The sequence below is a fragment of the Ralstonia sp. A12 genome, from assembly GCF_000801955.1.
Classification (GTDB): Bacteria; Pseudomonadota; Gammaproteobacteria; order Burkholderiales; family Burkholderiaceae; genus Ralstonia.
The window spans coordinates 128054-140397 of record NZ_JSZO01000014.1 but is presented as its reverse complement, the minus strand read 5'-3'; the positions used below and the strand labels follow the sequence as shown (position 1 = coordinate 140397).

Annotated in this window: 12 protein-coding genes; 8 read left to right on the top strand and 4 right to left on the bottom strand. The window is 64.4% G+C overall.

Features of this window, described 5'->3' with window-relative positions; genetic code table 11:
• Window position 1 precedes the first annotated feature (1 nt).
• Together PI87_RS29140 and PI87_RS29135 are read left to right on the top strand one after the other, a co-directional pair.
• Window positions 2–523: a hypothetical protein gene (locus PI87_RS29140; protein WP_157003165.1), complete on the top strand. Its 522-nt coding sequence runs from the start codon at window positions 2–4 to the stop codon at window positions 521–523.
• Window positions 524–531: 8 nt separating this feature from the next.
• On the top strand, window positions 532–819 hold the full coding sequence (locus PI87_RS29135) for a hypothetical protein (protein ID WP_157003164.1): 288 nt from the start codon (window positions 532–534) through the stop codon (window positions 817–819).
• A gap of 91 nt (window positions 820–910) precedes the next feature.
• Here the strand turns inward: PI87_RS29135 and maiA are convergent, their stop codons facing one another.
• Both maiA and PI87_RS17625 read right to left on the bottom strand, forming a co-directional pair.
• Window positions 911–1555, bottom strand: a complete 645-nt coding sequence (gene maiA, locus PI87_RS17630; protein WP_039599018.1) for a maleylacetoacetate isomerase — start codon at window positions 1553–1555, stop codon at window positions 911–913.
• A gap of 27 nt (window positions 1556–1582) precedes the next feature.
• Window positions 1583–2308, bottom strand: a complete 726-nt coding sequence (locus tag PI87_RS17625; protein WP_039599017.1) for a fumarylacetoacetate hydrolase family protein — start codon at window positions 2306–2308, stop codon at window positions 1583–1585.
• 147 nt (window positions 2309–2455) lie between these two features.
• On the opposite strand from PI87_RS17625, the gene PI87_RS17620 reads away from it, so the two are divergent.
• From PI87_RS17620 to ybiB, 5 genes are all read left to right on the top strand, one after another.
• Entirely contained in the window at window positions 2456–3094 is a 639-nt protein-coding gene (locus tag PI87_RS17620) for an ANTAR domain-containing response regulator (protein ID WP_039599016.1), read from the top strand.
• 481 nt (window positions 3095–3575) lie between these two features.
• Window positions 3576–4856 (top strand): CmpA/NrtA family ABC transporter substrate-binding protein, encoded by a 1281-nt coding sequence (locus PI87_RS17615; protein ID WP_039599015.1) that lies wholly within the window; start codon window positions 3576–3578, stop codon window positions 4854–4856.
• A 55-nt stretch (window positions 4857–4911) separates the two neighbouring features.
• Entirely contained in the window at window positions 4912–5763 is an 852-nt protein-coding gene (gene ntrB, locus PI87_RS17610; RefSeq protein ID WP_039599014.1) for a nitrate ABC transporter permease, read from the top strand.
• An 11-nt stretch (window positions 5764–5774) separates the two neighbouring features.
• Entirely contained in the window at window positions 5775–6578 is an 804-nt protein-coding gene (locus PI87_RS17605; RefSeq protein WP_039599013.1) for an ABC transporter ATP-binding protein, read from the top strand.
• Between the two features lie 156 nt (window positions 6579–6734).
• Entirely contained in the window at window positions 6735–7736 is a 1002-nt protein-coding gene (gene ybiB, locus PI87_RS17600; protein WP_039599012.1) for a DNA-binding protein YbiB, read from the top strand.
• Between the two features lie 10 nt (window positions 7737–7746).
• Here ybiB and PI87_RS17595 read toward each other — a convergent pair whose 3' ends face one another.
• Entirely contained in the window at window positions 7747–8616 is an 870-nt protein-coding gene (locus PI87_RS17595; RefSeq protein WP_039599011.1) for a pirin family protein, read from the bottom strand.
• Window positions 8617–8634: 18 nt separating this feature from the next.
• Window positions 8635–9042 carry an OsmC family protein gene (locus PI87_RS17590; RefSeq protein WP_039599010.1) on the bottom strand — a complete coding sequence of 136 codons (408 nt, stop codon included), beginning with the start codon at window positions 9040–9042 and terminating at the stop codon, window positions 8635–8637.
• A gap of 254 nt (window positions 9043–9296) precedes the next feature.
• Here PI87_RS17590 and PI87_RS29855 point away from each other — a divergent pair, with 254 nt between their 5' ends.
• The gene (locus tag PI87_RS29855; RefSeq protein ID WP_039599009.1) at window positions 9297–12221 is read left to right on the top strand and encodes a diguanylate cyclase domain-containing protein; all 2925 of its coding nucleotides are present in this window, start codon (window positions 9297–9299) and stop codon (window positions 12219–12221) included.
• The last annotated feature ends 123 nt before the right edge of the window (window positions 12222–12344 follow it).

The following is a 12344-nucleotide window of genomic DNA, read 5'->3' as shown; positions in this document are numbered from 1 at the left end:
AATGCGCAGGCTCCTGTTCTCCTTACTCTTGCTCGTAGCCACCGCTTCCAGTGCCACCCCGCCAAGTGCTCAACATCTCGGTTTCTTTTCCAATCAGACAACCGTTGGAAGTAGCGACGACCCACATGCAGAAGGATATGCCTTGGATCTTTACCAAGAAGGGCAACGGGTCTTCGGCAAGTTCTGCGTGTCAGTGGGGATTGAAACGCCCTGCGGCATCGTCGATGACGCAAAGATCAAGTCATCGACGGGTGCCATCATGTTTCGAGCAAAGCTATCGACCGGTACCGAATTCACTCGGGATTCTGGTTCGCAAGGTCGCCCGTCACGAGACCTCTTTGAGTTTGTTGGCACGATTTCCGGGAATGCCATCAAGGGCCGCGTTACGCATAGGAGCGGATACGCGCCAGGGGGCGACGCACAAACAGAGCGCGTATCGCTGCGTCGAATCCAAACCGATACCACACCAACAAACTACGAGGATTGGAGAAGAGAGCCCGCCAACAAAGCTGCTGACTGGTAATACCACCCGTGAAGACCCTTTACCTTGCTGTCGGTCTCGCACAACTGGTACTCATCCTTGCCTCTGGTCTGCTCAGAAGCGTTGCATGGGATGGTGTCGATCTGTCGAATGACGTCGACAACTTTCCACCATTGGCATACGCATCGTTCTACGCCTTCATTGGATGGGGACTAACCATCCCGATAGCTGGTGGGCTCGCCATATGGGATAAGAAAAATCGATCAATGATCGTGCTATTCCTAGTTGCGCTACTGCCATCGGCAGAGTTTTTCTTGTGGCTCTTTGCGTTCTTCTGATTCTGAACGAGTAGCTCGACCCGGCGCCCGGCCATCGCCGGGCGCTCGCCTTCCTGCAACGAAGGCAGTGGACAGAACAATCATTGAACCATCAAGCCGCATCCGGCTGCACCCCAGGCGCAGCCCGCTGAAACGCCTCCTGCGCCATGCAATGCGCATAGATGCGCGCCAGCGTCGGATACGCCTCCACCGCCACATCAAACCGCTTGCCGTTGAACACCTGCGGCACGAGGCACACGTCGGCCAGCGTCGGGGTGTCACCCACGCAGTAGGCGCCCGTCAGCGGCGATGCCGACAGGCGCGTCTCCAGCGCAGCAAACCCCAGCTTCACCCAATGGCGATACCAGTCGTTGCGCGCTTCCTCTTCCACGTTGAACGTGTTCTTGAGGTACTTGAGCACGCGCGGGTTGTTGAGCGGATGGATCTCGCACGCAATCGCCAGTGCAATCGCGCGGATGTGCGCGCGGTTGCTGGCCGAGCCCGGCAGCAGCGAGGGCTCGGGGTGCGTCTCTTCCAGGTACTCGACGATCGCCAGCGACTGGTTCAGCACGTCGGTGCCCTCGCACAGCACAGGCACCAGCGCATCCGGGTTCAGCTTCACGAAGTCGGGCGCCATGTGCTCGCCCTTGAGCAGGTGCACCGGCGCGTAGTCGTACGGCAGGCCCTTCACCTCCAAGGCAATGCGCACACGAAACGACGCCGAACTGCGAAAGTAGTTGTACAGCTTGATCGACATAGCAGCAGACTCTTCGGATTCAGAGGATCAGATGACCTTGACGTGCAGTTCGCCCACGCCGTCGATCTTGCCGACCATCAGGTCGCCCACCACAACCGGGCCGACACCTTCGGGCGTGCCGGTGTAGATCAGATCGCCGGGGCGCAGCTCGAACAGGCGCGACAGATACGCAATGGTTTCCGGCACCGACCAGATCAGATCCGACAGGTCACCGCGCTGGTGCTCCTTGCCATTGACCGACAGCGTGACGGCACCCTTGTCCGCGTGGGCGACATCCTTGGCCGGCACGATCGGGCCGATGGGCGCCGAGCCGTCGAAAGCCTTGCCGGTTTCCCACGGGCGGCCGCCCTTCTTGGCCGCGTTCTGCAGGTCGCGGCGCGTCATGTCCAGGCCGATGGCGTAGCCATAGATGTGCTTGGCCGCCGATTCCACGGCGATGTCGCGACCGCCCGTGCCGATGGCGACCACGAGTTCGATCTCGTAGTGGCAATCCTTGGTTTCGGTCGGGTAGACAAACTGGCCGGTCTCGCCGTCGGCGATGTAGCGCACGGCATCGGCCGGCTTGCAGAAAAAGAACGGCGGTTCACGGTCGGGGTCGGAACCCATCTCGCGGGCGTGGGCGGCGTAGTTGCGGCCGACGCAGTACACACGGCGCACCGGAAACTGGCCTTGCCCGCCACGCACGGGAATGCCATTGACGGCGGGCGGGGTGACGACGAAATCGGTGACATGAGCGGTCACATGAGCGGTCATGCAGGTCTCCTCGGACTAAGCTGAAATGAAACAGAAACAGACGGGGACACGGCCACCGCCCCCCGGCGACCGAGCTGCGAGCATACACCCGCACCGCCCCGGCGCGGTTCTTGCATGAGTGCCGTGCACAACGCCCCACTTTGCACCATGCAAGCGAAACCGCCCACTCCGCCCGTCCCGCCCGCCGCCTCCACCCCGGCCGCGCCGATGCGCGTGCTGCTGGTGCGTGATCCGCTCGATACCGAACCGGTCAACCTGGAGCTGATCCGTGCCGGGCTGGCCGAAGCCGGCTTTGTGGACGTGGGCCTGGCCGACGCTGACCTGATGCTGCCCGATCGCATCGCCCAGACGCAGCCCGACATGGTGATCGTCGCGTCGGAATCCGCCGCGCGGGACACCATCGAGCACGTGTGCGTGGCCACCCAGCACGCGCCGCGCCCCATCGTGCTGTTCACGGACAACGACGACGCCGCGCGTATCAAATCGGCGTTTGCGGCGGGCATCACCGCGTACATCGTCGATGGCATCAAGCCCACGCGCGTGAAAGCCGTGCTGGACGTGGCGTACGCCCGCTTCGAGCATGAACGCGAGCTGCGCGCCGAGCTGGACAACGCCAAGACGCAGCTGGCCGAGCGCAAGGTGCTGGAGCGCGCCAAGGGCCTGCTGATGAAGCAGATGAACCTGTCGGAAGACGACGCCTTCAAGCGCCTGCGCAAGATGGCGATGGACCGCAACATCAAGCTGGTGGAAGCAGCCCAGCGGGTGATTGACGTGATGGCTGGTTGAGTCGCCGGGCGGTTGCCCAGTTTTGGTGCGCCGCACAAATCCGGCGCTGGAAACGCACCAGTCACGCGCCACATCCCACCGTGGCGCTCACGCAGATATCCAGACGGTTTGGCCGTTCCTGCCCTTGATGGCGCCTTGAATTTCTGTAAGCGGGCGGAAAAAAGAAGGAGGCCTGTCTGAGCGAAGCGAGTTTCGCCTCCTTCTCCGCCCGGTTACAGAAATTCAAGGGGAAGTCGCCATCTCGGGCGCGCCTTTCTTTGCTTACTTTCTTTGGCAAGACAAAGAAAGTGAGTCAGCCCCGGCAGGGGATGAAACAGGGGGATGGACCACCACTGGCACACCCCTTGCAAGTCACGCAGCGAAGCCGGTGCCAACGTGGGTACCGGCATGGGACAACGGCGTCCCGATGCACGGCAGCGCATCCCTTCCTCCTGGGCGGGCGGCGGCCGCGCGTCGGGGCGCCTTTTCTTTGGAGCCATGGATGGCCGCGCCAGACAAGAACGACGCCCTCGTCAACCCGATCAACCCCAAGCGCCGCAGCGTCATGAAAGCCGCGGCGACGATTGCAGGAGGTAGTGCCGTGGCCTTGATCGATCCGCTGGTGCGCGCCGGTGCCTGGGCCGCTGGCTCCGATGCGCCCGAGAAGACCGAGCTGAAGGTCGGCTTCATCCCGCTCACGGATTGCGCTTCGGTGGTGATGGCCTCCACGCTCGGCCTCGACAAGAAGTACGGCATCAAGATCACGCCGTCCAAAGAAGCGTCGTGGGCGAGCGTGCGCGACAAGTTGGTCTCGGGTGATCTGGATGCGGCACACGTGCTCTACGGGTTGATCTACGGCGTGCAGCTCGGCATCGGTGGGCCGAAGAAAGATATGGCCGTGCTGATGACACTCAACAACAACGGCCAGGCGATCACGCTGTCGTCCAAGCTCAAGGAAGCCGGCGTGCGCGATGGTGCGTCGTTGAAGGCCGTGATGACGAAGGAAAAGCGCGACTACGTCTTCGCGCAGACCTTCCCGACCGGCACACACGCGATGTGGCTGTACTACTGGCTGGCCGCGCACGGCATCCACCCGCTGCAGGACGCGAAGGCGATTACCGTGCCGCCGCCGCAGATGGTGGCCAACATGCGCGTGGGCAACATGGATGGCTATTGCGTGGGCGAGCCGTGGGGCGCCCGCGCGATCGCCGACAACATCGGCTTTACCGCCGAGACCACGCAGGCCATCTGGAAGGATCACCCAGAGAAGGTACTCGGCACCACGGCCGAGTTCGTGCAGAAGTATCCGAACACGGCGCGCGCGCTCACGGCTGCGGTGCTGGAGGCCTCCAAGTTCATCGATGCATCGGCATCGAACCGCCGCAAGACGGCCGAAACCATCGCCGCCAAGTCCTACGTCAACACCGACATGGACATCATTCTTGACCGCATGCTCGGCCGTTACACGAACGGCCTCGGCAAGACGTGGGACGACACGGACCCGATGCGCTTCTATCACGACGGCGCGGTCAACTTTCCGTACCTGTCGGATGGCATGTGGTTCCTCACGCAGCACAAGCGTTGGGGTCTGCTGAAGGCGCATCCGGATTACCTGGCCGTGGCCAAGCAGATCAACCGCATCGACATCTACAAGCAGGCGGCCACCGCCACCGGCACGCCATTGCCCAAGAGCGACATGCGCACGGCCAAGCTGATCGACGGTGTGGTGTGGGATGCGAAGAACCCCGCCGCATATGCCGACGGTTTCAAGCTGAAAGCCTGACGTCTCCGTCCTCCCGAATTTCCGATTGCGGTCCTTCACGTCGATGGAGCCCGACATGAACACGCTCGTCAAAACGTTGTCCGGCGTGCAGTCCGACGCCGTTGTTCCCACCCGTCGCCTCGTCTTGCGCGACTGGTTTGTTGCTGCCGTGGTGCGCGGCTTTCCGCCTGTGCTCGGCTTTGTGATCTTTGTACTGGCGTGGCAGGGCATCGCTACAGCCATCCCCGCGCTGCCCACACCGGCAGTGACGTGGAAGGCCGCTGTCGCCCTCTTCGCTGATCCGTTCTATCGCAATGGTCCGAATGACCAGGGTGTGGGCTGGAACGTGCTGGCCTCACTTGCGCGCGTGGGCGCGGGCTTTGGCATGGCAGCGGTGATCGGCATTCCGGCTGGTTTCCTGATCGGGCGCTTTGCATTTCTGAATGCGATGGCCGCGCCCATCATCAGCCTGCTGCGGCCGGTGTCGCCGCTGGCGTGGCTGCCGATCGGACTACTGCTGTTCAAGTCCGCCAACCCGGCGGCCATCTGGGCGATCTTCATCTGCTCGATCTGGCCGATGGTCATCAACGCTGCCGTGGGCGTGACGCGGGTGCCGCAGGATTACCTGAACGTGGCGCGTGTGTTGAACCTGTCGGAGTGGAAGGTGTTCACGCATGTGCTGTTTCCGGCGGTGCTGCCGTACATGCTGACGGGCGTGCGGCTATCCATCGGCACTGCGTGGCTGGTGATCGTGGCAGCCGAGATGCTGACCGGCGGTGTCGGCATCGGCTTCTGGCTGTGGGATGAGTGGAACAACCTGAAGGTCGAGCACATCGTCATCGCCATCTTTGTGATTGGGGTGGTGGGCTTGCTGCTGGAGCACGCGCTGCTGGCGATTGCGCGGCGGTTTTCGTACGACGCGGTTTGAGGGGGACGACCATGAGCGAAAAATTCCTGCGCATTGAAAACGTCGGGCAGACGTTCAAGACCAAGAGCGGGCCGTTCGTTGCCCTGCGTGATATCGACCTGACGGTGGCGCGTGGTGAGTGCATTGCGTTGATCGGGCATTCGGGCTGTGGCAAGTCGACCCTGCTCAATCTGATTGCCGGGCTCACGCGGCCGACCAGTGGTGCGTTGATTCTTGCCGAGCGCGAGATTGCCGGGCCGGGGCCGGATCGGGCTGTCGTATTCCAAAACCACTCACTGCTGCCGTGGCTCACGTGCTTTGACAACGTGTATCTCGCGGTTGAGCGGGTGTTTGGCAAGCGTGAGTCAAAGGCTGAGCTGAAAGCGCGCGCGCATGCGGCGCTCGCGTTGGTGGGCTTGTCTCATGCCGAGCAGAAGCATCCGCATGAGATTTCTGGGGGGATGAAGCAGCGGGTGGGGATTGCGCGGGCACTCTCCATGGAGCCCAAAGTGCTGCTGATGGATGAACCGTTCGGGGCACTGGATGCGCTCACGCGGGCGCATTTGCAAGATGAGTTGCTGAAGATCGTGGCTTCGACGGGCAGCACCGTTGTGATGGTCACCCATGATGTGGATGAAGCCGTGCTGCTGGCGGATCGGATTGTGATGATGACCAATGGGCCGGCTGCCACCATCGGCGAAGTGTTGAGCGTGAACTTGCCGCGGCCTCGGGATCGGATGGCGCTGGCTGACGATCCTGCTTACCACGCGTGCCGCACTGCCGTTCTGGATTTCTTGTATCGAAAGCAGCGGCATCCGGTGGCTGAGGCGGCCTGATTGTTTTTTGGTTTTGATGTTGGTGGTTTGCCCCCCTTTCAGCCCCGGCAGGGGATGAAACAAGGGATGGACCAACAACAAAAAAACCAACCCAGCGCCCGCACCAAACCCACAGCGCTATGATCAACCCCACGCCAATAACACCGCACCAACCCCATGCCTGCTCCCCCCATCCTCCCCGACAGCGCCGCTGAAGACGCCATCGCCAACGGCCCCTTCCCCGCCGCCCGCTTCATCAAGGAAATCGGCCGCGGCGCAGACGGCGCCCGCGCGCTGGTCAAGCACGACGCCCGCGCCCTCTTCACCGCCATGCTGGAAGGCCGCGTGGCCGACGTGCAGTTGGGCGCTATCCTCATGGCCTACCGCATCAAGGGCGAAACCCCGGAAGAGCTGGACGGTATGCTGGAGGCCACCCACGCGCACTGCCGGCCACTGCCCGCACCGGACACCCCTGAGCACGCACTGCCCGTGGTGATCCCCAGCTACAACGGCGCCCGCCGCCAGCCAAACCTGGTGCCGCTGCTGGCGAAGCTGCTGGCGCGCGAAGGCGTACCCGTGCTGGTACACGGCATCCGCCGCTTCGACGGCCGCATCACCACCGCTGCGTTGTTTGACGCACTCGGTTGGCCGCTCTGCGAAAACATGGATGAGGCCCGCGAGCAGCTGGAGAACGATCGGCTCGCCTATGTGCCCATCGACGTGCTCTCGCCCGAGTTGACGGCGCTGCTGGACAAGCGCGAGATCGTCGGCCTGCGCAACTCCGCGCACACGGTGGTGAAGATGCTGCAGCCGATCGGCAACCACGCCCCACATGAAGCACTGCGTCTGGTCAGCTATACGCACCCCGAATACCGCGACACGCTCACCGATTACTTCCTGCGCCATCCGGCCAACGTGCTGCTGGCACGCGGCACCGAAGGCGAGGCGGTGGCCGATGCGCGGCGCGGCAGCGCAGTGGAATGGCTGCGCGATGGCGCACACGAAACGGTGATCGAAGCGGTGGAAGGATCGAGCGATACGCCGCCCGAACTGCCCGCCGGCACAGATGCTGCGGCGACAGCACGATGGATTGAAGCCGTGCTGGACGGCAAACAGCCCGTGCCGGAGCCGATTGCCAAGCAGGTGCGCGCCATCGTACGTTGCGCGCGGCCTGCTTGATCAGTTGGGCTTATTTGGACGGCAGCGGAATGCGCTCCGTCTCGCCGGGCACATGGGCAAACTGGTCGTCCTGCCAGCGCTGCTTGGCGTCGTCGATATCCGCCTGGTCGCTGGCAACGAAGTTCCAGTAGATGTGGCGGCGGCCGTCGGTCGGCTCGCCGCCCAGCAGCATCACGCGTGACGACACCTGCGCGGTAAGCGTCACGTCCCCGCCCGGTTCGAGCACCGCCAGGTGCTGCGGGTCGAGCGCCTCACCATCGATGGTGACGGCGCCGTCGACGAGATACACGCCGCGGTCTTCATGCTCGGGCGGAATCACCAGCGACGCGCCAGCCGCCAGTTCCAGCGCCACGTACAGCGTGCGCGAGTTCACCTTCACCGGCGACGTCAGCCCAAACGCATCCCCCGCGATGACCACGCCCTGCACGCCGGGGCAGTCGAGCTTGGGCAGCGTGTCAGCGGCGTGGTGGGCAAAGCTGGCCTCGACCTTTTCCTGATCCTTGGGCAGCGCCACCCAGGTCTGGATACCGTGCAGGCGGGCACCCTTCTCGCGAGCCTCGGGTGTCGAGCGCTCGGAATGGGCGATGCCGTTGCCGGCCGTCATCCAGTTCACGTCGCCAGGGACAATGGTCTGCACGCTGCCGAGGCTGTCGCGGTGGACCATGCTGCCGTCGAACAGGTAGGTGACGGTAGCCAGCCCGATATGCGGGTGCGGGCGCACGTCGATGCCCTCGCCGGGTGGGAAGTCCACTGGCCCCATGTGGTCGAAGAAGATGAACGGGCCGACCGTCTGGCGCGCGGCCGAGGGCAACACACGCTTGACCGAAAAGCCGCCGAGGTCGCGCACGTGCGGGCCGATGATGTGCTGGATAGAAGTCATGGTGATCTTCTCCTCGGCTCAGGCACGTGCGGCGAGTTCGGTTTCGATGCTGATCTCGACCTCGGTCATCAGCTTGTGGACCGGGCACTTGCCGGCCACGCGCAGCAGATCGGCGCGCTGCTCGTCGGTCAGATTGCCATGCAGCGTGAGCACGGTGCGCAGCTTGTAGCGGCCCTGGCGTTCCTGGCTGCCGTCGTGCTCGACGGCCACGTCGATGGAGTCCAGCGGATATTTGCGCTGCCGGGCATAGAGCGTGACGGTCAGCGCCTTGCAGCTCGCCAGCGCGGCATCGAAGTAGGCGTGCGGATCGGGCGCGCTGCCCTCGCCGGTGGGCTTGGGGACGTCGGTATAGAACGTGACGCCTTCAGGGAAAGTGACTTTGTGACGGAACAGGCCTTCGGTGTCTTTGCTGACGACGATGGTCATGACGGCTCCTGAGTGCGGTTCGACGGCTGGTGTGACGATACTCGGGGGAGTGTAGCGAAGTTACGTGACGTCACGTGAGGTGCGGTACACATCGCATTTATCGCAAACGGTTCCCCCATGTCGTCGGGGGTGGGCCACTTTGCCTACGCAAACGCTCAAGCGGCGCGCATTTGCGCCGATCTCCCGGTTGGGGCAGGTTCGTCCGGATCTGCCCCCGAACTTGCCTCATTTCGGGCCCCACGCAAAGATCCTGCATGATTTCTCGCCGCCCGCTTGTCGCCATTACCGGCGGCATCGGCGTTCTTCTCACGCTCGTCGGGCTGACCGTCATGGTCAGCTGGCTGCTGCATTGGCCGCGGGGCGTGAAGCTGGGCAGCGACCAGCTTGTGGTGGTGTTTGCCACGGGGCTGAACCTGGTATTGCTAGGCGTGGGCCTGATCGCACTGCTGATCGGCACGCGATGGCCCGATGTGCGATGGGCGGACCGGGCCGCGCGCTTGGCCGGCAGCGCGGTAGCCGTGCTGTGCATATTGCGCCTAGTGGAAGTGGCGACCGGCTGGCCCGTCGCGCTGGACTTTCCGGAGGTGCACACTTGGTTGGTGCGCAACTGGCTGACAGGGTGGATCGGCGGCATGCACCCGAGCCACGCACTGGCGCTGGCCACGGGCGCGGGCGCACTGTGTCTCGTCCCGATGGCACAGCAACGGCATCGCACGCGGTGGCTGGTCGCGCTGGTGGGCGTGTCAGTGGTGCTCAGTGCTGGCGACCTGCTCGGCCGCGCCATGGCACTGGAGTATCTGTACCCCATCTGGCTGCACTGGCGCGCCTCCGACGTGGCTGCCGGCTGCACCCTGCTGGTGGTGGTGGGCGTGCTGTGTGCCGCACTGGCCCGGCATCCGCGCCTGTTCCACATCTGCCTGTCACCGGAAGACACCATCGTCTGGATCAGCGGCGGCTGCGTGGTGCTGGCGGGCCTGGGCGCCACTGTCACCGCCTTCATCATCCAGGTCGACAGCGCCAGCGTGGCGTTCGGCAACACGCGAACGCGCGCGCTGTCGAGCTACGCCGAAGAGTTCGACCAGGTGCTGGCCATGCGCGCGGAAAACCCGCGACTGGTGGCCGCCGCCACGCGTATCCAGGAAGCACTGCGCCATCCCGCCGACAACGCCGCCCGCCTGCACGGCGAGAGCGCCCTGCAGGCCTATCGCGAGCAGGGCTACTCGTACCTGCAACTGCGCACGCTGGCCGGCGAGGGCGTCATCAGCCTCGGCACGGAGGTGTTGCATCCGGAACTGGCGATTGCGCTGCACGCCGGTCTGGCGCCCGAGCGCGTCGTGCTGCAGTGGAACCACGGCTTTGCTATGCGCACCGAAACACCGGTCATGGCGGACGGCATGCAGATCGGCTGGCTGGTCGCCGAGCAGCCACTGGCCCACATGACGGCCCGCTACACCAACCTGCCCGACGCCGGCGCGACGGAAACGCTAGCCATGTCAGGGTTCGATGCGGCTGGCCGGGCGATGTCGTTTCCGCAGCGCTTTGATGCCTATATCTTCGAGTTGCCGGCGCAGACGGTCGAGCAGCGGCGGCTGCCCTCGCGCTTGGCGCTGGCGGGCCAGTCGGGCTACGGCCAATGGCGCGACATCCACGGCGTGCCGACCTCGCTCAGCTACACGCCCATCGGCCACACGGGTCTGGCGCTGATCAGCAAGATCTCCAGCGCCGAGCTGTACACGCCCATGCGCGCGCAGTTCGAGCGGCTGGCCGCGCTCATGCTGTGCGGGATCATTGGCAGCGTGGTGGCTATCCGGCTGACGGTGCGGCCGTTTGCCAACCGGCTGGCGGCGTCCGAGCGCGCCCTGCGCATCGCCAACGAAAGCCTTGAGCGCCGGCGTGACGCCCTGCGCGCGAGCCGCGAGCAACTGCGCCTGGTGGCCGACAACGTGCCCGCGCAGCTCAGCTATGTCGACCCCGACGGCATCGTCCGCTTTGCCAGCCGCACGCTGCTCGAAGCGTTTGGCCGCACGCAGGACGAAATGGTCGACCGCCACGTCAGCGAGATCTACACGCCCGAGGACTACCGCACGCTGCTGCCCTACATGACCGAGGTGCTGGCCGGGTATCCGGTGCAGTTCGACGTCACCTCGCTGCGCACGGGCAAGCCGCGCTACCTGAGCGGCCACTACTACCCCGACTACGACGACCGCGGCACACTGCGCGGCTACTTCTCCGTACTGCAGGACCTGACCGAGCGCACCACCGCCGAAATTGCCCTCGCCCGCAGCGAACGGGCGCTCACGCTGGTGCTCGACAACGCCCCGCTGCTGGTCTCGCACATCAATGCCGACGGCATCTTCACCTTCTGCAACGTCACCCACGCACGCTGGCTACAACGCACGCCCGAGGAGGTCTGCGGCCAGCCGGCGCAGGCGATCTTTACGCCGGGCACCTATGCCCTGCTGGCGCCTTACCTGAACCGCGCGGTGCGGGGGGAGACGGTCGACTTCGAGATCAACGCGCCGTGGTACGAGAAACCGCACGCTAGCGGCCCGCGCCACCGCACGCGCTATCTGCGTGGCCAGCTTGTGCCGGATGCCACCGACCCGGATGTCGGTGCCGAACGCTGCGGCTTCTACGCCTTCGTGCAAGACGTGACCGAGGCCAAGCGCAGCGAGATGGAGCTCTCGCGCATGGCGCGCTTCGACGCGCTCACCGGCCTGGCCAACCGCTACGAGCTTTACGAGCGCCTGCGCACCGCGCTGGAGCGCCGCCAGCGCCAGCCCGCCCCCATGGGCGTGCTGTACCTGGACGTGGATCACTTCAAGCACATCAACGACACCTACGGCCATGCCGCCGGTGACGCAGTGCTAGTGGAAGTCGCCCGCCGCCTGCAGCAAGCTGTGCGCCGCACGGACACCGTCGCCCGCCTCGCAGGTGACGAGTTCGTCATCCTGTTGGACCCACTTGATGCCCCAGATGATGCGCTGCACACAGCACACAAAGTGGTGAGCGCGATCCGCCCGCCGATCCTCCTGCGCGGCGATGTGTCGCTGCATGTGACGGCCAGCATCGGGGTGGCCTGCCCGGCGCCCGATATCAGTGACCCCGACGTGGCTTTGCGTGAAGCGGACCGAGCACTTTACTGGGCCAAGTCACGCGGGCGTAACACGGCGGCATAAGTGAGAACTGACGGCGCCAATGGTGGTCTATGACTGGTGCGCGGCTACTTTTGCTGCGGCGCAATCATCACACTATTGATATCTATCATCTGATTTACGGAAACTATCAACCGGCACAAAATG

Excerpts from the sequence above, each read along its gene's own strand:
- PI87_RS29140 (WP_157003165.1), top strand. The coding sequence starts at position 2 with ATGCGCAGGCTCCTGTTCTCCTTACTCTTGCTCGTAGCCACCGCTTCC.
- maiA (WP_039599018.1), bottom strand. The coding sequence starts at position 1,555 with ATGTCGATCAAGCTGTACAACTACTTTCGCAGTTCGGCGTCGTTTCGT.
- PI87_RS17625 (WP_039599017.1), bottom strand. The coding sequence starts at position 2,308 with ATGACCGCTCATGTGACCGCTCATGTCACCGATTTCGTCGTCACCCCG.
- PI87_RS17620 (WP_039599016.1), top strand. The coding sequence starts at position 2,456 with ATGCAAGCGAAACCGCCCACTCCGCCCGTCCCGCCCGCCGCCTCCACC.
- PI87_RS17615 (WP_039599015.1), top strand. The coding sequence starts at position 3,576 with ATGGCCGCGCCAGACAAGAACGACGCCCTCGTCAACCCGATCAACCCC.
- ntrB (WP_039599014.1), top strand. The coding sequence starts at position 4,912 with ATGAACACGCTCGTCAAAACGTTGTCCGGCGTGCAGTCCGACGCCGTT.
- PI87_RS17605 (WP_039599013.1), top strand. The coding sequence starts at position 5,775 with ATGAGCGAAAAATTCCTGCGCATTGAAAACGTCGGGCAGACGTTCAAG.
- ybiB (WP_039599012.1), top strand. The coding sequence starts at position 6,735 with ATGCCTGCTCCCCCCATCCTCCCCGACAGCGCCGCTGAAGACGCCATC.
- PI87_RS17595 (WP_039599011.1), bottom strand. The coding sequence starts at position 8,616 with ATGACTTCTATCCAGCACATCATCGGCCCGCACGTGCGCGACCTCGGC.
- PI87_RS17590 (WP_039599010.1), bottom strand. The coding sequence starts at position 9,042 with ATGACCATCGTCGTCAGCAAAGACACCGAAGGCCTGTTCCGTCACAAA.
- PI87_RS29855 (WP_039599009.1), top strand. The coding sequence starts at position 9,297 with ATGATTTCTCGCCGCCCGCTTGTCGCCATTACCGGCGGCATCGGCGTT.